Raw genomic sequence first — 21555 nt, forward strand, 5'->3', positions numbered from 1 at the left:
TCTATACTATGATAGCGATAATCCCGTCGATCCATCCGCTTACCGGCTGCCCAGGAGGAGCGCTGAATGACGCTCAGCACCGACCCCGCCAACCAGCCCGTCACACTCGACCTCACCGGCGAAACGAGCCCCTACCCGTTCTTCGAATACATGAGGCGCACGGACCCGGTTTGGCACGGCTCCCTGAGCGATCGTGAGCAGATCCCGGAGGAATTGCTGCCCAGCGACGAGTGGGTCTTGTTCAGCTACGACGGGGTCCATCGCGCCTTCCGAGACGACCGGATCTTCACGTCGGCCGCTTACGACAAGACGATTGGGTTGGTGATGGGCCACACCATCCTCGCCATGGGCGGGAAGGAGCACCACGATCACCGCAGCCTGGTGGCGAAGGCGTTTCGCGCGACCGCGCTGGAGCGTTGGGAGCCGTCGGTCATCGGGCCGGTCTGCGATCAGTTGATCGACGAGATCAAGAACGAGGGCCGCGCCGACTTGGTGAAGGCGCTGACGTTCGAATTTCCGACCCGCATCATCTCGACGTTGCTCGGTCTGCCGCCGGAGGATTTGGACATGTTCCGGCGGCTGTCCCTCGACCTCATCTCGATCCAGGCCGACATCATGGCGGGGCTGACCGCGGCAGAGGAGTTGCACGGCTACTTCCTCGACCAGGTCGAGCAGCGGCGCCGCAAACCGACCAATGACATCATCGGCGACTTGGTCACGGCCGAGATCGACGGCGAAAAGCTCAGCGACGAGGCCATCATCGCGTTCCTTCGGCTACTGTTGCCCGCCGGACTGGAGACCACCTATCGATCGTCGGGCAACCTGTTGTACCTATTGCTCACCCATCCCGAGCAACTGGCGATGGTGTCCCGAGACCGGTCGTTGATACCGGTCGCCATCGAGGAGGGCCTGCGGGTCGAAACGCCGCTGACCATGGTCATGCGGACCACCACCGAAGAAATCGAGATCGGCGGCAAGACGATCCCGGCCGACGCCCAGATAGACCTGTGCATGGGGTCGGCCAACCGCGACGACACACGCTGGGCCGACCCCGATGTATTCGACATCACCCGGCCGCGCAACGCCCACATCGCCTTCGCCGGCGGCATCCACATGTGCCTCGGCATGCATCTGGCCCGACTGGAGACGCGCGTCATGCTGAACAGCCTCTTCGATCGCGTCAAAGACCTGGCCTTCGTGGCCGACGACGGCACCGGTGTGGAGTCCAAGATCATCGGCGTGACGTTCCGGTCCCCCAACAAGCTTCCGGTCACCTTCTCCCCGGTCGCATGAGAAGTCGCGCGGCGATCCTGCACGACGTCGGCGGCCCGTGGTCTGTCGAGGAATTCGAGCTCGACGCGCCTCGGGCGGGGGAAGTTCTGGTCGAGATGGCCGCCGCCGGCCTGTGCCATTCCGACGACCACATCCTCAAGGGCGACATGGCGGCACCCAACGAGGTGATGCGATCCCTCGGCCTCCCGACGATGTTCCCCACGATCGGCGGTCACGAGGGATCCGGCATCGTGCGTCAAGTCGGCGACGGCGTAACGGATTTCGCCCCCGGCGACCATGTGGTGATGTCCTTCGTCGCCGTGTGCGGCCAGTGCCGCTGGTGTGCCACCGGCATGGAATACATTTGCGACGTCGGCGCTTTCACCCTCACCCCGGGGATGCCCACCGACGGCACCTTTCGCCATCACACCGCCGACGGCCGGCCGCTGGGCCATCTGGCCAAGGTCGGGGCGTTCGCCGAACACACGGTGGTGTCGACGAATTCGCTGGTGAAGATCGAGCCGAACCTGCCTCTGGCGCCAAGCGCGCTGTTGTCGTGCGCGATTCCGACCGGCTACGGTTCGGCCGCCAATCGTGCCGGGGTGCGCGGAGGCGACACCGTCGTGGTCATCGGTGTAGGCGGAATCGGTACGGGCGCAATCCAGGGCGCGCGGATCAGCGGCGCCGCACAGATCATCGCCGTGGACCCGGTGGACTTCAAGCAGAAGTCGGCTCTGCAGTTCGGCGCGACCCACAGCGTCGCCACGATCGCCGAGGCGCAGGACATGTTGCGGGACTTGACCTACGGAGTAATGGCCGACGCCGTGGTGGTTTCACCGTCGTTGATCACTGCCGAAGACGTCCGCGACGCCCTGCAGCTGACCCGCAAGGGCGGGACATGCGTGCTTACCGGCATGACCTCGCAACTGACCCGATCGGTGAAGATCGACCTGCAGGACTTCATCCTGATGAACAAGACACTGGCCGGGACAATATTTGGCTCCTGCAACCCCAGGGCGGACATCACCCGGCTGGCCAGGCTCTATCAATCCGGGCAGCTCCAGCTCGACGAGATGATCACCCGGCGCTATCACCTCGACGAGATCAACGATGCCTACGACGACCTCCGCAACGGCAAAATCATCCGGGGCATCATCGATTTCGGGATCAGCTGAGGCCTCTCCGGCCCATCACCCGCTGCAGTTGACCGTACGCGTCGATCGGGCTGTGCAGCGCAAGCCCGCCGTCGGCGTGCACGACTTGGCCCGTCACCCAAGGTACCTCGAGGACGCCGACGATCGCACTGGCCACGTCGGCGGCTTCGCCCACCCCACCCAGCGCCGTTCGATCGGACAGGGCCTCCACCCAGCCGGGAAGTTGCTCGGGTTTGGCCAGCATCGGGGTGCGCGTGACACCCGGCCCGACGGCGTTCACCCGGATGCCGTAGGTCCCCCACTCTGCGGCTGCCACCTTGACCAGCATGTTCACTCCGGCCTTGGACACGCAATAGGCACCCATGTCTCGGTCGGCGACGGTGCCGCTGATGCTGGAGACCGCGACGATCGAGCCGCCCACCCCGGCGTCGACCATGGCCCGCGCCCCGGCGCGAATCGTCAGCCAGGTGCCCGTCAAGTTGACCCCTAGCACCCGGTTCCATTGCGCTGGCGACTCTTCGAGCAGGAGGCCCGACGCGCCGATGCCGGCACAAGTGACGATCCGGGTGGGCGTGCCGTGCTCGCGCACGGTTTGGTCCATGGCGGCCGACACCGCGTCGGGATCGCTGACGTCGCAGGCGATGTCGCCATGCGCGAGGTCCCACACCATGACGTCGTGCCCCGAGTCGCGCAGCCGCCCGGCAACCTCACGCCCGATTCCGGATCCGCCGCCGGTGACCAGCGCCGTCATTGCGCCGGTCCGATCAGCTCGACCAGTACGCCATCGGGCGCAGTGATCACGGCCATCGGCACCATCTTTCCGCCGGGTGCCGGCACCGTGATTCGATGAACACCGTCGGCGAATCCTAAGTCGGCCAGCGTGGCGAGCGTTTCGTTGACCTCACGCTGCAGGGAGAGCAGAAAGAAGCCGTGCCGCGGACGCTGGGGCGGCACGGTCGCCTCGTCGGCACCGTCGAACACGACCAGTTCTACGATGCCGGCATCGGGCGCCTGGGGATCCCCCAGGAATATCGACTGCAACCGGTCGCTGTTGGCGCCGAACAGTTCTGGCCAGTCCCCCGTGAAAGTGTGGTCGAACAGTTCGGTGAGTCCGAGGCCGTCGCGCCAGAACAGCTTCGAGCGCTCTACGTCGGCGGTACAGATCGCGGCATGGTGAACACCCAACATCGGCTTCCTCTCGATCGCAGAGCCTGTCCACCATCATGCAACGTCGTTTGTCGACGCGGAACGTTTGCCTACATCTTGATCGCGGGGATCAACCTGCTGAGGTTCCAGACCCGGTCTCTTCGCGCGCACACACAGGAGATCGCCAGTGCGCCAGCCGTTATCCCAACCAGCACGATGATCGCCTGCCATAGTCGGGCGTCGATGCCGCCGAGTATGAGCTGCCGCAGTCCGTTGACGCCGTAGGTCATCGGGTCGAAGCGGTGCAGGATCTGGAAGGGCCGCGACGTGGTTTCCACCGGATACATGCCGCCCGCGCTGACGAGCTGCAACATGAGCAGGGCCATGATCAGCACCCGGCCCACCGCTGGACCGACAAGCGCGTTGATCGCCTGCGTCGCGGCCACGAACGCGCCGGAAACCAGCATCATGAACCCCAGCATCGCCGCCGGGTGCACGGCGTGCACACCGAGGGCGAACCGGACCACGCAGTACAGAATGACGGCTTGGAATACCGCGATCGCGGCGGCGGGCAGGTAGCTGGCGAGCACCACGCGGATCGCCAGCACCTCGGCGGCGATCGCGCGACTCTGCAAGGGCCGCAGCACCATCCACAGCACCAAGGCGCCGAAGAACAACGCGAGCGTGAGGAAGAAGGGAGCCATCCCGGTGCCGAAGTTGGGCGCGGCGTTCTCATGTGAAGCCTCGAGTTGCACCGGACCACCGATGGTGTCGGCGACCGCATCCTTCTGTTGGGTGGTCCAGTTCGGCACCTGCCTGGCCCCGTCGGCGAGCTTGGTCGCCAACTCCGCCGATCCCGTCTTGAGTTGTCGTGCGCCGTCGTCGAGTTTGGCGATGCCGCCGGCCAATTCGGCGTTGCCGGTGGCAACCTGCTGGGCACCGTCGCGCAGTTGGGTGAGCTTGTTCGTCAGGTCCTGCCCCTTGCTGCCGACCTGGTCAAGCGCCGACCCGAGCGGACTGCCGGGGTTACGCAACCCCGATGTCAAGGCGATCGCCGCGTTCTGCGCATCGGTGAGCTGCTGGCGGATCTGGGGCGTGAACTGGTGACCCCGGAGCTGATCCTGGACGCCGCGCAGGTTGTTTGCCAACGGATCCTGCCGTGCGGAAAGCTGATCGATCACCGATGAAAGCGAGTTTGCGGCGGCATCCTGCGCCGTTGCGATGGCACCGATCTGGTCGTTGGCCTGCTGGAGCGCGGTTGCACCCTGTTGCAATTGCTGTGTGCTGCCGCCGATTTGCGACACCGCCTTGGCCACCGCGAGCAGCGGGTCGGTGGCCTGGTTGATTCCGTCCGACAGTTGCTTGGCTCCGGTGGCGAGCGTCGCCGAGCCGGACCGGGCGGTGTCCAGACCGGCCACCAGCTGACCGGCCCCGTCGTCGAGTTGGGCGGCCCCGTCGGCGGCCTGCTTGATACCCGATCCCGATGAAACCACTATTGACAGCACCTGATTGACGGCTTGCCCCGAGATCCGGCTGGACACGGCGTTGAGCACCTGACCGATGGCGGTGCGACCGATACTCGTCGAGATGTAGTTGTTGGCGTCGTTGTAGACGGCGATCAGGTTGGCCTTCTTGGGTTGCCCGGTCACCGGTGATGCGATCGCCGCGCTGAAGTCCGGCGGCAACTCGACCATGAAGTAGTACTTGCCGTGGTCGACTCCGTTGCGTGCCTCCGGCAAGTCCACGACGTGCCAGTCCAAGCCGCCGTCAGCGGTCAGGCTCTTGGCGATCTCCGCACCGGCGTTGAATTGCTGGCCGGACACTACGGCGCCACGGTCGGAGTTGACCAGCGCCACCGGCATCTTGTTGGTGTGGCCGAAGGGATCCCAGAACGCCCAGAGGTACAGCGCCCCGTACACCAGGGGCAGCAGCATCAGCACGACGATGGCCACGCGCGTCAGGCGGCTGCGGCCGAATCGCTTGATCTCCGAGCCGAAGGCGAGTCCAGCCAGCATCTTCAGTCCTCTCCGGTCAGGATGCGGTGATCGTGTAGTTCGTGGTCCGGCGCGTCCGTGCCGAGCGGGTTGGTCACCCCGACGACCACGGTGCGCTGCTCGGCGATCACACCGAGTCTGTCGGCCGCGAGCGCCCGCCGGGAATTGTCACGAACCTGTTCAAGGTCGCCGACCACCAAAATCGGACGCTTCGACAGCAGCGCGAGCGTTATTCGCAGCAAAAACAGTTCCAGGTCCGACAATTCAACGATGTAGGTGTCGTGGGACGGCGGGGGTATTTCGCCGAATACCTCGGACAGCTCGGCCGAACCCGATTGCGCCGGCACCGATGAATACCACGGCGCCAGCCACCGAAGTTGCTCGGCGAACACCGTCCCCACGGTCACCGATTCCTCGAGGTCGTCAATGTCTTCGAAGGCCGCGATCGAGCAGTGCCGGCGGATCGCGCGCGCGGTTGTCTCGCCGAGGACGGTCAGCGTGCCGTGCCTCGGTTTGAATCGTCCCGCGAGCGTCAGCAGCAGCGTGGTCTGGCCGGGTCCGCCGGGCATCTGGATCGCGTGAAAACCCGGTGCCAGCGCGAGATCGATATCCGAGAAGAGGGGGCCGTGCTCGCCGTCGACGCCTAACCCGCGGGCGATGATCACCGGCGCCGCGGCGTCCGGCGCGTCATTTGTGTCCATGGTGGGGCATTCCCTCCTCGGCGGAAACCAGGACTGATTCCAGCGCTACGGTGATCAGCTGCGCGAGCAGGTCGGGGTTCATGGTCCCAGGACGGAGGACCTCTTCCATCGCGATGCCGAGGTTGATCGTGACGACGAGCTGGGCGACGTCGGCCAGCTCCCGATCGGATGCCACGGAAGGATTTGATCCGACGATGTGCAGCGCTTGGTCGGCGGCGGCGGCGCGGCGGCGTTCGATGAGGCGCTCGCGCACCTGGGGGTCACGCTGGGCCCGCAGCCAGTATTCGACGAACAACACGTAATAGTCGGAATGGTCGCGAACTGTGTCAAGCACCGATCTGCTCAATTCCCGTGCGGCCGCGCGGGTGTCGCCGCCGCTGCTGTCCAGCGCTGTCGCGATCTGCTCGCCACGAAGCTCGAACTGGCGGTCGAGGAGAGCTAGGACCAGGTCGTCCTTGGATTCAAAGTTCGAGTAGACCGCGCCCTTGGTGAAGCCCGCGGCCTGCCCGATGGCGTCGATCGTGGCACCGGCGAACCCTTCGGCGGCGAATACCTTCGACGCCGCGTCCAGGATCCGGTCGCGAACCTCGTCGCGAGTGGGGCGGGTTCGGCGCGGTTTGACAGGCGACATGACCAGCAGCATACTCTTCAGTATCGACTGGATACCAGCTGGTATCGAAAGTGTGAGACGGCCTACTTCTGGGTCGGCTCCGGCGATCGCCTAGGCGATCTTGGCCAATGTGCGATCCCACAGCTCGCGTGCGAGCACGGGATCGTCTGCCGCGCGGTTGGCCCTCGCGACTTTCCCGTTCGAGTAGTACTCGCCGGATGCCCAGTCGACGCCGGGCGTAGTCGAGGCCAACCAGACCAGCTGGTCGGCACCCCGATCCGGGGCTTTGATGAGGCGGCTCACCGGGGTGCGCTGCATGGTGGTCAGGAATCGCGATCCCGACGAGTGACCGATATTGGTGTTGACGAAGCCCGGGTGCACCACGGCGGCCGAAAGGCCGTCGACGTGGTAGCGCCGATGTAATTCCCTGGTGAACAAGATATTTGCCAGTTTTGCGACGGCGTAGGCGGTGCTCGGCCGGCGCTCGACGGTCGTTTCGAAATCACCGAGGGTGACGTGGCGGAGCAGCCGCTGCGACGAACTCGACGTGTTGACGATCGTGGCGCGCGAAACGACGAGCACATCGAGCAACAGCGTGGTGAGCAGAAACGGCGCCAGGTAATTCACCTGGAAAGTGATCTCATGGCCATCGACCGTGTCGCGCAGCTTGCTGAACACCCCGCCGGCGTTGTTGCCCAGCACGTCGATCCGCGGGCATTCCGAACGGATCTTGTCCGCCAGGGCCCGCACTTGGCACAGATCGGCGAAGTCGGCCACAAAATAAGCGGCGTCCAACTCAGCAGCCATGGCGGCGGTCTTGCTTTCCGTTCGTCCGACCAGTACGACGTTCGCGCCGTCGCGGTGTAGCCGGCGGGCCGCCGCGGCGCCGATGCCATCGCTGGCACCGGTGATGACAATCGCCCTACGCGTCATTGCCTAGTCCTCCGGGGGGAGCGTAACGATCGCGATCGTCGCACACCCGGACTAAGCGGGTCGCTCAACCCGGGTGACTCCCTCAGGACAGCGTGTAACGCACCGGCAGGTGTTTGAGGCCGCCGACGAAGGTAGTGGCAACAAGTTCTGGATCACCGGTCAGTTCAATGGATTTGAGCCTGGGCAGCAGCTCGGTGAAGAAGCTGTTGACCTCCATGCGGGCCAGGGCGGCACCCATGCAGAAGTGCACCCCATAGCCGAAGGCCAGGTGCTTGTTGGGATCGCGACCGACGTCGAAGCGGAACGGGTCGGCGAAGACGTCCTCGTCGCGATTGGCCGACACGTAGGACAGCAGCACCGAATCCCCCGCCGCGATGGGCACCCCGCGCACGGTGGTGTCCTCGGTGGCGGTGCGCATGAATTCCTTGACCGGGGTAACCCAGCGAATCATTTCCTCGGTGGCCAGCGGCATCAGGTCGAGGTTGCCGCGCAGGCGCTCGAGCTGGTCGGGATTTTCGATGAGCGCGTGCAGGCCCCCGGAGATGGTCGCGCTGGTGGTGTCGTGGCCCGCGGTGGCGACGATGAGGTAATACGACACGGTGTCGATGTCCGACAGCGGCTCCCCGTCGACGCGCGCGTTGGCGATGGCGGATGCCAGATCCTCGGTGGGACGCTCGCGGCGGGACTCGGTCACCCCGTTGAAGTACTGGAACATGTCGAACAAGGCGGGCAGCTGATCCTCGTTGGTGGTGCCCCGCTTGAACTCGGAGTCGTCGCTGCCGAACAGCTCCTGGGTCAACTTGAGCATCCGCGGGAAGTCCGCCTCCGGCAGCCCCAGCAGCGACATGATCACGTAGAGCGGGTAATTGACCGCGACCTCCTGAACGAAGTCGCACTCCGGGCTAGCGGCCATCATCTTGTCGACGTAGGTCTTCGCGAGCTCGTCAACACGAACCTTCAACGCCCGCATCGCCTTTGGCCGAAACCAGTCGGACCCGATCGCACGCACCACCCGATGCTGCGGGTCGTCGAGGTGGATCAGCGTCCGCACGCCCGCAGCCGCCTGCATCTCGTCGCCCTCTGTCGTCGTCAAGACCGGGCGGGGCCAGTTGGTGAACAGCATGTTCTCGCGTTCGATGTCCATGATGTCGGCGTGCTTGGTGATCGCCCAGAACGGCCGGTAGTCCGGCACCTCGACCCACGACACCGGTGCGTTGGCGCGCAAATGGGTCAGCGCCGCGTGCAACCGCTCCTCGTCAGTGTACGCCAAGGGATCCGCCAGCAGGTTGGCGGACTCGTCTACCGTGGTTGTGCTCACTCGCGAAACTCCTTCAGTGCGGCCGTGATCGAGGACTGGGAGGCGTTGAAGAAGATGGGCAGGACCCGGTCGACCGCGCCGTGGCAGCGACCTCTGAGGGCGGCGGCGATGGTGTCCACCGGGCCGACGACGGCGAAGGCCGCGAGCGCCTCGTCGTCGATCAGCGCGCCCATGGCGTCCCACTCGCCCACGATCGACAGGCGGTGCAGCTCGGTCTGCAGGTCTCCCCAACCGTGCAGCTCCAACACCCTGCGGTAAGCGGGCGTCGACCCGTAGAAGGCGATCTGCTTGCGCACGGCGGCGGTCGCGGCAGCCAATTCGTCCTCGTTCTCGCCGGTCGCGATCATCACCTCGCTGGACACTTCAAAGTCGCTGCGGCGCCTGCCGGCTCGCTGCATGCCGCGCAGCAGCGCCGGCATCGTGACCTCGTCCAGGTAACGCTTGGAAACCATCGGGTGTCCGAGATGACCGTCGGCGGCCTCGCCGCACATCTCGGTCATCGCTTCGCCGACCGCCGCGATGAAGACCTTCGGCGGGGAATAGGGCTGCGGCTCCGGCGTGAACATCGGGGTCATGATCTTGTGGGTGTAGAAATCCCCCTCGAAACGCAGCTTCCCGCCGTCTTTCCAAGCGGACCAGATCGCGTGCAGGGCGGAGACGAACTCGCGCATCCGGCGCGCGGGATGGCTCCACGGCATGCTGAACCGCTTTTCGATATGCGGCTGAATCTGGGTGCCCAGCCCAAGAATGAACCGGCTCTTCGAGTACGCCTGCAGGTCCCAACCGATGTTGGCGACGATCATCGGGTTGCGGGCGAACGCCACGGCGATGTTGGTGCCGAGTTCGAGCCGCGACGTGTGCTCGGCGGCGAGCAGCAGGGGCAGGAATGGGTCGTGACTTGTTTCCGCCGTCCAGCCGCCGTCGTACCCGTCACGTTCCAGGGCGACCGCCGCATCGGTCACCCGGGCGAGTTGATTGGGGATGCCCCCGTCGACCTTGAGGCGGGCGGCGCTGGCCATGCGGGTAACTTTACAGTAAGCAATCCAGTATGTGACCCTGCAGACGTGGCGATCGCAAGCGCGGCGTAGCCGGGCGCGGCGGGCCGCCACCATCGGGCCTGCTCGCCAGACGAAACTTCCATGAGGTAGGACATAGGCATGCCGAAAGCCCAGGACTGGGGAGAAACGCTCGACGATCTCGGGCGGCGCCGTCAGCGCGCGTGGGGCATGGGTGGTCCCGAACGCCTCGACAAGCACCGCGGCAAGGGCAAGCTCGACGCCCGCGCGCGCATCGAACACCTCCTCGACCCGGGGACGTTCCGCGAAATCGGCACGCTGGTCGGTGGCGACATCGCGGCCGACGGGCTGGTCGTCGGCTCCGGATCGATCAACGGTTCACCGGTGATGCTGGGCTCGGAGGACTTCACCACCATGGCCGGCAGCATCGGACCCGGCGGCAACTCCAAGCGCTATCGCATCGCCGAACTCGCGCTGCGCGACAAGGTTCCCCTGGTGATGCTGCTCGAAGGCGCCGGCTTTCGCCCTGGCGGTGGGCATTACGGCCGCGCCCCGACCGACCTGCTCGCCCAGGCGCAGTGCTCGGGCAAGGTGCCGACCGTCGCCGCGGTGTTGGGTCCGTCGGCCGGACATGGCGCGCTGGTAGCGCCCGTGTGCGACTTCCGCATCATGAGCAGACAGGGCGCCATCTTCACCGCCGGACCGCCGGTCGTCAAAGAGTCCACCGGAGAAGAGATCTCGAAGGAGGACCTCGGCGGACCCGGCACCGCATTGCCGAGCGGGGTGATCCACAACGTTGCCGAAGACGACGAAGCCGTGATCGCCGATATCCGGCGGTACCTGTCGTATTTCCCGCCGAGCGCATGGTCGTACCCGGCGCCGCGGCCGCCAGACGAGGCCAGCGGGCCCCGTGCGACGCCCGAACTGCTCGACATCGTCTCTCGCGACAACCGCCGCATCTACGACATGCGGGCGGTGCTGGACGTGGTCTTCGACCGGCCCGACTGGTTCGAAGTCCAGCCGCAGTACGGCAAGGCGATCATCTGCGCGTTGGCCCATCTCGGTGGCCACCCAGTCGCGGTCGTCGCGAACCAGCCCAACGTGCTCGCGGGCTCGATCGACGCCGACGCGGCCGACAAGGCGGCACACTTCATCATGGTGGCCGACTCCTTCCACCTGCCCATCGTGTTCCTTGCCGATAACCCCGGCATGCTGCCCGGTAGTCGGTCCGAGCGCAGCGGCGTGCTGCGCGCCGGTGCGCGGATGTTCGCCGCGCAGACCGCGGCTACCACGGTCAAGCTGCACGTCACGCTGCGCAAGGCATACGGATTCGGCTCGATGGTCATGTCGCTGTTGGGTTTCGATCACCAGAGCGCGACCTTCGCTTACCCCGGCGCCACCATGGGCGCCATGAGCGCGGCGGCACTGGGCCGGGCGACGCATGCCGGTGAGGACATCACCGCGAAGCTGCGCGACGCCGAGCTCCAGGCGTCCTATCGCTCGGCCGAACATCTGGGATTCGACGAACTCATCGATCCCCGCGAAACCCGTGATGCCTTGCTTAGTTCATTGCTTCGTGGACTGTCGAGCCGGCAGGCCGCCGCCGAACCGGTCAGCCGGACCGTCATCATGCCCTGACTGGGGCTAGTCACCCGCCCGGTAGGCCGCGATCACGGGCTCCAGCTCGTCCGGCGTCGCACCGTGCATGATCACGGCGTCGGCCCCGTAGCCGAATTCTCTGCGGACGCGATCCGCGCATTGCCGGGCAGACCCGGTGGCCGACGGCCCCAGCCACTCGTCGGGAATCAACGTCGCGATGTGTTCGATCTGCTGGGCCGTGGCCTTGTGGTCGATCCCACCGGCGATCGAGGTCACCACTGGGTCGTCCCGGAAGCGTTGCAGCACAGCCGGATCCCAATTGTTCGTCCGGACCATCAGGTCGCCGTAGCCCTGCAGGTAGGTGGCCAGGCGCGCGACAGTCTTCTTCAACCGCAACTCCTCGGGCAGGTGGTCGCCGACGGTGGCAAAGCACGACCACACCCGCACGTCGTCCGGGTCGCGTCCGACCTTTTCGGCCGCGGCTTTCACCGTCTTAACACAGCGCTGCAGCGTCTCTGGGGTGAAATACGTGTGCAGGATGACGTCGTCGAACACGCGTCCCCCGAGTTCGAGCGTATTCGGCCCGAAAGCCACCAGCGCCAAGCGGATTTCCTCGTTGAAGTCGGGGTCGAGGAACAGGATCGGGTATTTGCCCATCGGCCCGTTGTGGTTGAAGATCAGCTCGCCGCGCCATAGTCGCCGCATGACCCGGGCCCAGTCCTCCATCTGCGCGGTGGTGACCGCCGGTATGCCGAACGCCCCGTAGATCGCCGCGATGCCCCGGCCGATCCCCAGCGTGAATCGCCCGCCGGAGAGGCGGTGCATGGTGGTGGCCCACGACCCGGTGATCAGCGGGTGGCGGGTGTTGTGATTGGTTGCGGCGGTGGCGATCTGCATCCGGGTCGTCACGGCGCACGCGGCACCGGTCAGCGACGACGCCTCCTTGACGTTCCAGCGCTCGGAGATGAACGCGGTGCCGAGGCCCAGCTCCTCGCCGCGGCGGGCCTCATCGACCAGCGTTGCCGGGCCTTCCCCGCCGGCGCCGGCCAGCAGGTAGTAGCCCAACTCATCGAGAGTGCGATCGGTCAACTCCAAACTCCTTGCTGATAGCCGCAATTCCAGACTTCGGTGATCTTCCCGTCGACGACGCGAAACACCTCGATGCTGGCGACGTTCGCCGTGGTGCCGTCCTTGGCGGTCATCGACGAGTCGTAGACGATCGCGACGTGCTCGCCGTCGTCTCCGGCGGCGACGACGTTCAGATCGAACCTCAACTGGTCGAACATCGCCCAGACGTCTTCGACCCGGCTGACCGCCTGGTCGCGGGTCAGCGTATGCGCCTCACCCACCCCGTGCCGGATCACGGTGTCTGCGAACAACTCCTCGGCCAGCTTCAGGTTGTGCTGGTTCCAGACGACGAGGTTGTAGAGCTCGACGACTTCGCGGGCGGTGCGCGGGTCCGCCATCAGCCGGCCACCTCGCGCAGGAATCGATCGGTCACCCGCTGCACGCGCCGGGAGAAAATGTGCCCCACGTGGCTGCCGTCGTACCAGTACAGTTGGCCGCCCCAGCGCTCCTGCAACTCGACCGCGGGATCGCGCATCGCCATCCGGTCGTGCCAGGCGCCGACGATGAGCCGGCGGTGCGGCGGCGGTGCCGGATCCACCCGCAGTGGGTCGATCACCGAGGTCAGGTTCGCCACGTCCGGGGAGGCCAGCAGGGCGCGGAATCCGTCCCGCGACGATCCCCCGCGCCCCAAGTGTCGAGCGATCATCGCATTCAGCCCGAGGATCGGCGTGTAGAGCGCCACTGCGTCGATCTGCCTTTCCAGGTGCGAAACCAGCGCCGCGACCGGAGTCCCCATCGAAACCCCGGCTACCACAACCGCACTCGCCTGTGGTTGTACCCATCGCACCACCGCGCGGATCTCCGAGACCGAGCGCATCATGCCGGCGACGTTGCCCAAGGGGTCCATGTCGGGATAGGCGGGCCATTCCCTGCGCCGGCATCCATGACCGGGCTGCACCGGCAATGCGACGTTGAATCCCAGCTGGTGATGTATTCGGCCGATGCGGGTCAACAGCAGGTCTTCCGTGCCGCCCTGGCCGGCGCCATGCACCCAGATGAGCCACGGTCTCGGGCCGTCGGTGTGCCGGCACAGGTGCACCACCGCCCTCGCCGTTCCGCCCAGGCCCTCGGCTTCCAGCGATTTCGGCAACCCCGGATCGTGCTCGAACGTCATCCGTTCGTACGCCAGGTTGCCGATGCGCCGCCGCCGCACCGAGGTCGCCCGCAGCGGATTCGGGTCCGCGTGCGCGCGGTCGATGCCCAGGGCCGACAACTCCTCGGCCGCGGCTGTGCAGCCGGCCAGGGGGCGCATCGCCGCCGGGCCCCCGCCGAGCAGCGAAAAGCCGCTCAGCACAAGCTCGTCCAGCATGACCTCGCCGAACTGGCGCACGCCACGCGGCGACATTGGAGCCCAGCCGGTCGATTCGTTCAGGCTGGCCACCGTGCGCGGCAACAACATGCCGAGCTCGCGGGTCGCCTCCCTGGCGAGCCCCAGCCCACGGGTCACCTTCGCCATGCCACTCACCTAAGCCAGCTTGAAACCTGTGTATCCACCGGCCGCGATTTCGTCGCAGCGGCGCCGTCGATATTCGGGGATTCGGCCGGTGTAGACCCCGGAGAATCCGGCGCCGATGACGATGACGTCGCTCCGGGTGTCAGCCGCTTCAGTCACATCAACTCCTTGCCGTGCACGGGCCGGACTGCTGAAATCTATACTGTAACGGACTTAGTATCAGGCAATCGGAGGCTTCGGCGTGAAAGTGCCCTTCACCTGGAAGGTCACCGGGTGGTTCATGGTCGGGTGGTCGCCCGAATTTCCGATTGGCGAGGTGCGGCCGCTGCACTACTTCGGCGAGGATCTGGTCGCTTACCGCGACGAGTCCGGCGAGCTACACGTCTTGGAAGCGCACTGCAAACACCTCGGGGCCCACATCGGCCACGGCGGCAAGGTGCTCGGCGACTGCGTCGAATGCCCCTTCCACGGCTGGCGCTGGGGCCCGGACGGCACCAACCGGTACATCCCCTATCAACCCGACCGGCCCAACCGCGCGCTGCGGCTGCGGGTGTACCCGGTGCGCGAGCAGTACGACTGCGTGTTCATCTGGCACCAGCCGGAAGGCAAGGAGCCGCAGTGGGACATGCCGGACATCTTTAGGAAATTTCCGCAATTTGAAACCGACCCGACGGCGTATTACCGCGCGTACCCGGAGTTCTCTCGCCGCGCCGAACGCGAGCCGGTGCATCCACAGATCGTCGCGGAGAATGCCCCCGACAGCGCACATTTCGAATTCGTACACCATGCCACGGTGACGCCGCGGGTGCTGGACTGGAAGATCGTCGACCACGAGTGGCAGTTCGTCGCGGGCTGGCCGGACGCGCGCAGCGACAACCCCGACGACCTCGCGCTGCGGTTCCACAGCCACCTGTTCGGCCTGGGCGGAGCGATCAGCGTCTTCGAGGGCGCCCAGAACCATCGGCTGATCTTCACCTGCACTCCGGCCGACGATGAGTGTTCGGACCTGTTCTACTCGATCTGGTGGCCGCGGGTCCCCGGCGACACATCCGACGTACCGCAGGGCAAGCTGCGCGACGTGATCGAACAGCAATTCCTGTCCACCGTCTTCGACGATCTGCGAATCTGGCGGTACCAGAAGTACGTCGAGAATCCGGCGCTCTCCAAGGTGGACGCGAAAGGTTATATGGCATTGCGGAAGTGGGCCAAACAGTTCTACGAAGTACCGGCATGACCCCGAAACTCGCCGAGATCGCCGCACCCGAGCGCACCGCGATCGTCACACAGGAATGTCAGGGCGCCGTCATCGGGCCCCACGCCGGACTGGCGATGCTGGCCGAGGAAGCACGGCGGGTCGCCCTGCCGAACATCGTCCGGCTGTTGCCGGCGGCCCGGGCGGCCGGTGTCCGCGTCGTGCACTGCTTGGTGCAGCGGCGCCCCGACGGGCTCGGCTCCAACCACAACGCCAAGATCTTCGCCATGGGGCACGGTCAAGTCGACATCACCCCGGGCACCCCCGGGGCGGCCGTGTTGCCCGAATTGGGGCCGGAGCCAAGCGATCTGGTGCTCAGCCGCTGGCACGGCGTCGGGCCTATGGGCGGCACCGACCTGGACGCGATACTGCGCAACCTAGGGGTGTCCACCATCGTGGTCGTCGGGGTGTCGCTGAACATCGCCATCCCCAACGTCGTCATGGACGCCGTCAACGCCGCCTACCGCGTCGTCGTGCCCCGCGATGCGGTCGCCGGCATACCCACCGAATACGGAGAGGCCATCATCGCCAACACCCTGTCGCTGCTCGCGACCATCACCACCACCGACGAGTTGCTCGACGTGTGGACGCGGCCATGACCGGCACCGCACCCGGTGTTCGTGGCGGATTCCCCGACGTCAATCCCGTCGAGGACGCGCCCGAGGAACTCGGTCCGTTCGTCGCTGCGCTGCGCCGCCTGCAGGACCTGACCGTGTCCACCAAGCCCGACCCCGCGCTTTGGGCCGCCGCGACCATGCACCTGGAGAGCGCTTGCGCGCTGCTCGATGGCCACCAGGTCCCGGAGACCGAGTCGGTCGCCGGGCGAGTGCTGAGCCTGCCCGGGTTGGCCCACCCCTTGATGCCGCCCTGGATGGTGACCGAGTCAGGCCCCGACGGCGTAACCATGGCCGGCCACTTCACCACCGCACACATCGGCGGAAACAACGCCGTGCACGGCGGCATGATCCCGCTGTTCTACGACTGGCTGTTCGGGATGGTGGTCTCCACAGCGGGCACGCCACCTACCCGGACCGCATACCTGCATGTCGACTACCGAGCCATCACCCCGATCGACGAGCCGCTGACCGCCCACGGACGCATCACCCGCATCGACGGCAGGAAACTTTTCATTGACGCTACTATGACGGCCGGCAATGGAACCTTGCTCAGCGAAGCCAACGGCCTGATGGTCCGCTTGCTCCCCCACCAGCCTTGAGAGGCCTGATGTCCGACACCGCAACACAATTCACTGTCCCCGCCGTCGCGAAGGCCGTCGCGGCCGCGATTCCCGACCGGGAGCTGCTGATCCAGGGTGAACGGCGGTACACGTACGCACAGGTGCTCGAACGGTCGCAACGCCTCGCCGCGTACCTGCACTCCCGTGGGCTGGGCTGCCACACCGAACGCTCCGGGATCCCCGGCCACGAGGCCGGTCAGGACCTGCTCGGCATCTACGCCTACAACGGGAACGAATTCGTCGAGGCGCTGCTGGGCGCGTTTCAAGCCCGAGTCGCCCCCTTCAACGTCAACTTCCGCTACGTCAAGAGCGAGCTGCAGTATCTGTTGGCGGATTCGGGGGCGACCGCGCTGATCTACCACGCCGCCTTCGCGCCACGGGTGGCCGAAATCCTGCCGGACCTCCCGCAGCTGCGGGTCCTGATCCAGATCGCCGATGACTCCGGCAACGAATTGATCTACGGCGCAGTGGATTACGAGACCATCATCGCGTCCTCCACGCCGGAGCCACCCCCGGTGCAGCCTTCGCCCGACGACCTGTACGTCCTGTACACGGGCGGCACGACGGGCATGCCGAAAGGTGTGCTGTGGCGCCAGCACGACATCTTCATGACGTCCTTCGGAGGGCGCAACCTGATGACCGGCGAGCCGTTCGGGTCCGTCGAGGAGATCGCGGCGGGAGTGGTCGCGGGCCCCGGCACCAAGTTGATGATCCTGCCGCCGCTGATGCACGGCGCGGCCCAGTGGAGCGTGATGACGGCGATCACGACCGGGCAGTCCGTCGTCTTCCCTTCGGTCGTCGATCGTCTGGACGCCGACGAGGTCGTCCGCACCATCGAGCGCGAGCGCGTGACCGTGGTGACGGTGGTCGGCGACGCGATGGCCCGCCCCTTGGTCGCCGCCATCGAGAAAGGGATTGCGGACGTGTCGTCGCTGGCGGTGGTCGCCAACGGCGGCGCGCTGCTCACCCCGTTCGTCAAGCAACGGTTGATCGAAGTCCTGCCGAACGCCGTCGTCGTCGACGGTGTCGGATCCTCGGAAACCGGCGCGCAGATGCACCACATGTCCACTTCGGGAGCGGTGTCCACCGGCACCTTCAACGCCGGCCCGGACACGTTCGTGGCGGCCGAGGATCTGGCCACCATCCTGGAGCCGGGCCACGACGGCATGGGCTGGCTGGCGCAACGCGGCTACGTCCCACTGGGCTACAAGGGTGATGCGGCCAAGACCGCCAAGACATTTCCCGTCATCGACGGCGTGCGTTACGCGATTCCCGGCGACCGGGCCCGCCACCATCCCGATGGCAAGATCGAACTGCTGGGCCGCGATTCGGTGACGATCAACTCGGGCGGCGAGAAAATTTTCGTCGAGGAGGTCGAGACCGCCATCGCGTCGCACCCGGCGGTGGCCGACGTGGTGGTCGCCGGCCGTCCCAGCGAGCGGTGGGGCCAGGAGGTCGTGGCCGTCGTCGCGCTGGCCGAAGGCGCCCGCGCGGACGCCGAGGAGTTGGTCGCCCACGCCGGTCAATCGCTGGCCCGCTACAAACTACCCAAAGCGATCGTGTTCCGCGCGGCAATCGAGCGCAGCCCGTCGGGCAAGGCCGACTACCGGTGGGCGCGCGAGCAGGCGGTGAACGGCTGACTGTAAAGGTCGACCACCGACCGTCGCGGCCTCCACCGCGAATGTGTTGAGACTGACTTGATTTGATCGCTGATTGTCTCGAATTCGTCCGGGGCACGGCGATTGTTGAGCCTCTCGGGAGGTCTACGCTCGACTGCATGGCCGGCCCCGACGGTTTTCATCCCGATTTCACCCCCAATGCCCAGCAGCATGTACAGCGCAATCGCGTCCGCCACGTCAAGTCAACCGAACTTGATGCCACCACAGCGCAGACGGACGGCATGCAGCGCTTCGCCGCGCTGAGTGGATCCACCGTGGGTAGCGAAAAGCTCTGGATGGGAGAAACCTTGGCGTCGCCGGGCAGCGTCTCGGCCAACCATCACCACGGTGATTCCGAGACGATGATCTACGTCCGCAGCGGGCATCCCGAGTTTGTGTTCTTTGACGGGGAGCGCGAGGTTCGGGTCCGGACCGATCCTGGCGATTACGTCTTCGTACCCCCACATCTGCCCCACCGTGAGGAGAATCCCGATCCAAACACACCGGCAGAGTTGGTCATTGCCCGCAGCAGCCAAGAGGCGATCGTCGTCAACCTGCCGGCGCTGTACGCGTTGTAGCCCAGCGGGTCCAAAGCATCTCCACCCGCGCTCGCGTCCTGGGGCTCAGCGTGGGATCTCGTTGTAGTGGTGTTCCTCGTAGTCGGACTTCAAGTATCCGTTGACGGTGTCGTTGAAGTTGATCCAGTGCGGCGTTTTGCCATGGGCGACAAGGCTCTCCTGTGAGGCCCAGTGTTCGACGAGGACGTAACTGTAAGGATCATGGGCGTTGCGCCACAGTTGATACAGGCCGCAGCCGTCTTCCTTGTTGGACTCAACCACCATGTGGTTCAACAGCTTCAGAAAATCGGCTTCGTGCGCTTGCGCCACGTCGAAGAAGACATTCAAGATGATCACGCCGCGCGTCCCTTCGTACCGCCGGTTACCTCGATGAATTCGCGCAGGCACGACAGGAGCGCCTCGGGTTGTTCCTCGGCGATCCAGTGTCCCGAATTTTCGATGGGCCGGACCGTGACGTTGTCGGCGACCTCCAAGAGCATGGCCTCGGCGATCGGTACGAAGAAGCTCGCGGTCCCGCCCAGTCCGAGAACCGGCAACGTGAGCTTGCCCTGCTCCGCCAGAATGCGTCGGTTGTCGGACGCGTCCTGCTCGAAGGCGCGGAACAATTCGAGGCCGGCACGCATGGCTCCCGGGGCCGTGTAGTCAGCGACGTATCGCTGCGCGTCCGATATTGAGATCGCGTCGGGATTGGCGCTCAGGCGCTGGTAAAACGAACGTAGGTAAGGGAATTCGCTTCCAGCGATGAGCGTCTCGGCGACGTTGTCGGCCGCCCCGTGCAGGTGGAAGTGCCAGAGTTTATTCGCGCTGTACTTGGTCGTGGCCACGCTCTCGTACGCATTGGTCCCCGGGATCGGCGCCTCCATGAGCACAAGACGTTCGACGTCGGTCGAGTACAGGCAGGCGTAGGCGTAGGCGACCATCAGCCCGAGGTCGTGGCCTACCAAGGTGATGGGCTTCTGCACACCGAGATGGTCGAGCAGGGCCTTGATGTCACCTGCCATGGTTTGTTTGTCGTAGCCGCCGGGTGGCTTGGAGGACCCCCCGGCACCTCGGTAGTCGGGAGCGACGACGAACCAGCCGTCCTCGTGCAAGGGCCCTATGACATGGCGCCATTCCCACCAGGTCTGGGGCCAGCCGTGCAGCAGCACCACGGTTCGATCGTCGCCACCGTGACTCGGCGGGGTACCCGCGGTCACGTAATGGATCCTGACATCCGCGTGGTCGAACATGTTGTGGTTGAACGTCGGCATCGTTGTCCCCTCCACGGTAGAAGGCTGCTACGGAGGCCTTCTGGACTCTTGAAGGCGATGGTAGAAGCGCTCGCGTTGGGTGAATTGCTCCTGGCTGGAATCGATCGGTGATTGACCAGTTCTCCTCGGCGGCACGCCGAACACCACTGGGCCACGGGCCCCGAGGGGCGGCAACCCATGTTCGCGGCAAACCGGGGACACCGCGGCGGGCGACGCGTGCGACAGCGCTTGGCCCAGCCCGACGCTTGGCGGCCTCGCGGGTCCGGTTTTAGGATTGCGATCAAGCAACGGGGCCCTCGCCTGCCAGGTGAAAGGAAGTCTTCCCCATGGCCATCGTCCTCGATACCGACCCTGTCGACCCGGTGGAACGCTCCGATTACATGCACTGGGCGATGGGCGCGGCCATGGTGTCTGTCGAATGGCATTGGGTGGAAGACGGCCCGGGCGCGACCGCTCACGGGCTGGTCACGCCGCTCGGTGACCTGACCGTCTGCGTCGGAGAGACGACCGCCAACAGGGTGGTCCGGACACCAGCGCTGGCGCGCGATGGCGCCGAGCCCACAGTCTTCGTCAATCTGCAGCTGGCCGGTACCGCGATGGTGGTGCAGGAGGACAGGGAGGCGGTTCTGCACCCCGGTGCGATGGCGCTGTACGACTCCAGCGCCCCCTACACGTTGCTCAACCCCGAGGGCATGGGTGGGGAGTTCTTCCAGATTCCCCACTCCGCGCTCGCTTTGCCGACTGAACTGATCCGCGAAGCGTGCGCCGTGCCGCTTATCCCTGAGCATCCGCTGGCCACGTTGACCTTCGATCACCTCCGGCGGGTGGCGGCCGATCCGAGCCTGTTCACCGCGGTCAACGGCGATCTCGTCGCGCACCCGAGCATCGAACTGCTTCGCGCGGTGATCACGACCCAGTTGGGCTATGCAGAGCGCGCGGCCGAACCCCTCGCCAACACGCTGCTCGTCCGGATTCTGGACTACGTGTCTCGACATCTGCGCGATCCGGAGCTCAACGCCGAACGCATCGCAGCGGCACACTTCGTCTCGGTGCGGCATCTCTACCAAAAGTGCGCCGACGCCAACATCAGCCTGGCCGAGTACATCCGTACCCGGCGGTTGGAAGCCGCGCGCCACGAGCTGGGCCGGAGCGACGCGACGGTGACCATCGCCAGTGTCGCGCGTCGGCACGGATTCTCCGACATGTCGAGTTTCAGCCGCGCCTTCCGCGCCGCATACGGACTGTCCCCGCGGGAC

At 65.9% G+C, this 21555-nt stretch carries 23 protein-coding genes; 9 read left to right on the forward strand and 14 right to left on the reverse strand.

The window, feature by feature from the left end; translation table 11 throughout:
* The first annotated feature begins 66 nt into the window (after positions 1–66).
* Complete coding sequence (locus A5711_RS01995; RefSeq protein ID WP_067943556.1) at positions 67–1293, forward strand: cytochrome P450; 1227 nt, start codon at positions 67–69, stop codon at positions 1291–1293.
* The gene (locus A5711_RS02000) at positions 1290–2447 is read left to right on the forward strand and encodes a Zn-dependent alcohol dehydrogenase (RefSeq protein WP_067943557.1); all 1158 of its coding nucleotides are present in this window, start codon (positions 1290–1292) and stop codon (positions 2445–2447) included. The genes A5711_RS01995 and A5711_RS02000 overlap by 4 nt, the downstream gene beginning before the upstream one ends.
* On the opposite strand, the gene A5711_RS02005 is transcribed toward A5711_RS02000, so the two are convergent.
* The 8 genes from A5711_RS02005 to A5711_RS02040 all read right to left on the reverse strand — a co-directional run bounded on the left by A5711_RS02005 (position 2440) and on the right by A5711_RS02040 (position 10147).
* Positions 2440–3177, reverse strand: coding sequence for an SDR family NAD(P)-dependent oxidoreductase (locus A5711_RS02005; protein ID WP_067943559.1), 738 nt, complete (start codon positions 3175–3177; stop codon positions 2440–2442). The genes A5711_RS02000 and A5711_RS02005 overlap by 8 nt on opposite strands.
* A complete protein-coding gene (locus A5711_RS02010; protein WP_067943563.1) occupies positions 3174–3614 on the reverse strand; it encodes a VOC family protein in 441 nt (146 codons plus the stop codon). Before A5711_RS02010 ends, A5711_RS02005 begins: the two co-directional genes overlap by 4 nt.
* A gap of 68 nt (positions 3615–3682) precedes the next feature.
* Entirely contained in the window at positions 3683–5587 is a 1905-nt protein-coding gene (locus tag A5711_RS02015) for a YhgE/Pip domain-containing protein (protein WP_067943565.1), read from the reverse strand.
* Between the two features lie 2 nt (positions 5588–5589).
* Positions 5590–6267 (reverse strand): hypothetical protein, encoded by a 678-nt coding sequence (locus A5711_RS02020; RefSeq protein ID WP_067943567.1) that lies wholly within the window; start codon positions 6265–6267, stop codon positions 5590–5592.
* Positions 6254–6910 (reverse strand): TetR/AcrR family transcriptional regulator, encoded by a 657-nt coding sequence (locus tag A5711_RS02025; protein ID WP_067943569.1) that lies wholly within the window; start codon positions 6908–6910, stop codon positions 6254–6256. The genes A5711_RS02020 and A5711_RS02025 overlap by 14 nt, the downstream gene beginning before the upstream one ends.
* A 78-nt stretch (positions 6911–6988) precedes the next feature.
* Positions 6989–7810: an SDR family NAD(P)-dependent oxidoreductase gene (locus tag A5711_RS02030; RefSeq protein ID WP_067943571.1), complete on the reverse strand. Its 822-nt coding sequence runs from the start codon at positions 7808–7810 to the stop codon at positions 6989–6991.
* A gap of 82 nt (positions 7811–7892) precedes the next feature.
* Positions 7893–9128 carry a cytochrome P450 gene (locus A5711_RS02035; RefSeq protein WP_067943577.1) on the reverse strand — a complete coding sequence of 412 codons (1236 nt, stop codon included), beginning with the start codon at positions 9126–9128 and terminating at the stop codon, positions 7893–7895.
* Positions 9125–10147 (reverse strand): LLM class F420-dependent oxidoreductase, encoded by a 1023-nt coding sequence (locus tag A5711_RS02040; protein ID WP_067943579.1) that lies wholly within the window; start codon positions 10145–10147, stop codon positions 9125–9127. Before A5711_RS02040 ends, A5711_RS02035 begins: the two co-directional genes overlap by 4 nt.
* 138 nt (positions 10148–10285) lie before the next feature.
* On the opposite strand from A5711_RS02040, the gene A5711_RS02045 reads away from it, so the two are divergent.
* Entirely contained in the window at positions 10286–11782 is a 1497-nt protein-coding gene (locus A5711_RS02045; protein ID WP_067943581.1) for an acyl-CoA carboxylase subunit beta, read from the forward strand.
* A 6-nt stretch (positions 11783–11788) separates the two neighbouring features.
* Here the strand turns inward: A5711_RS02045 and A5711_RS02050 are convergent, their stop codons facing one another.
* Genes A5711_RS02050 through A5711_RS26730 form a run of 4 tightly spaced genes read right to left on the reverse strand, consistent with a single transcriptional unit; the run spans position 11789 to position 14483 of the window.
* A complete protein-coding gene (locus tag A5711_RS02050) occupies positions 11789–12832 on the reverse strand; it encodes a TIGR03857 family LLM class F420-dependent oxidoreductase (protein ID WP_067943597.1) in 1044 nt (347 codons plus the stop codon).
* The gene (locus A5711_RS02055; RefSeq protein WP_067943584.1) at positions 12829–13209 is read right to left on the reverse strand and encodes a nuclear transport factor 2 family protein; all 381 of its coding nucleotides are present in this window, start codon (positions 13207–13209) and stop codon (positions 12829–12831) included. The genes A5711_RS02050 and A5711_RS02055 overlap by 4 nt, the downstream gene beginning before the upstream one ends.
* Positions 13209–14327, reverse strand: coding sequence for a PHB depolymerase family esterase (locus A5711_RS02060; protein WP_067943599.1), 1119 nt, complete (start codon positions 14325–14327; stop codon positions 13209–13211). The genes A5711_RS02055 and A5711_RS02060 overlap by 1 nt, the downstream gene beginning before the upstream one ends.
* A gap of 9 nt (positions 14328–14336) precedes the next feature.
* Positions 14337–14483: a hypothetical protein gene (locus A5711_RS26730; protein ID WP_156673166.1), complete on the reverse strand. Its 147-nt coding sequence runs from the start codon at positions 14481–14483 to the stop codon at positions 14337–14339.
* Positions 14484–14565: 82 nt separating this feature from the next.
* On the opposite strand from A5711_RS26730, the gene A5711_RS02065 reads away from it, so the two are divergent.
* The 5 genes from A5711_RS02065 (at position 14566) to A5711_RS02085 (ending at position 19049) form a co-directional block, all read left to right on the forward strand.
* Positions 14566–15558: a Rieske 2Fe-2S domain-containing protein gene (locus A5711_RS02065; RefSeq protein WP_067943586.1), complete on the forward strand. Its 993-nt coding sequence runs from the start codon at positions 14566–14568 to the stop codon at positions 15556–15558.
* The gene (locus A5711_RS02070; protein WP_067943587.1) at positions 15555–16175 is read left to right on the forward strand and encodes a cysteine hydrolase; all 621 of its coding nucleotides are present in this window, start codon (positions 15555–15557) and stop codon (positions 16173–16175) included. The genes A5711_RS02065 and A5711_RS02070 overlap by 4 nt, the downstream gene beginning before the upstream one ends.
* Entirely contained in the window at positions 16172–16792 is a 621-nt protein-coding gene (locus A5711_RS02075; RefSeq protein WP_067943600.1) for a PaaI family thioesterase, read from the forward strand. Before A5711_RS02070 ends, A5711_RS02075 begins: the two co-directional genes overlap by 4 nt.
* An 8-nt stretch (positions 16793–16800) precedes the next feature.
* The gene (locus tag A5711_RS02080; RefSeq protein ID WP_067943589.1) at positions 16801–18453 is read left to right on the forward strand and encodes an acyl-CoA synthetase; all 1653 of its coding nucleotides are present in this window, start codon (positions 16801–16803) and stop codon (positions 18451–18453) included.
* A gap of 137 nt (positions 18454–18590) precedes the next feature.
* Complete coding sequence (locus A5711_RS02085; RefSeq protein ID WP_067943591.1) at positions 18591–19049, forward strand: cupin domain-containing protein; 459 nt, start codon at positions 18591–18593, stop codon at positions 19047–19049.
* A gap of 45 nt (positions 19050–19094) precedes the next feature.
* Here the strand turns inward: A5711_RS02085 and A5711_RS02090 are convergent, their stop codons facing one another.
* Both A5711_RS02090 and A5711_RS02095 read right to left on the reverse strand, forming a co-directional pair.
* A complete protein-coding gene (locus A5711_RS02090; RefSeq protein WP_067943593.1) occupies positions 19095–19385 on the reverse strand; it encodes a putative quinol monooxygenase in 291 nt (96 codons plus the stop codon).
* A complete protein-coding gene (locus tag A5711_RS02095) occupies positions 19382–20200 on the reverse strand; it encodes an alpha/beta fold hydrolase (protein ID WP_197520051.1) in 819 nt (272 codons plus the stop codon). Before A5711_RS02095 ends, A5711_RS02090 begins: the two co-directional genes overlap by 4 nt.
* A 425-nt stretch (positions 20201–20625) precedes the next feature.
* Between A5711_RS02095 and A5711_RS02100 the strand changes: the two genes are divergently transcribed.
* Positions 20626–21555: helix-turn-helix domain-containing protein (locus tag A5711_RS02100; protein ID WP_067943596.1), on the forward strand; the 930-nt coding region annotated here is incomplete at its 3' end.

Source organism: Mycobacterium sp. E2238 (assembly GCF_001672665.1).
Lineage (GTDB): Bacteria > Actinomycetota > Actinomycetes > Mycobacteriales > Mycobacteriaceae > Mycobacterium.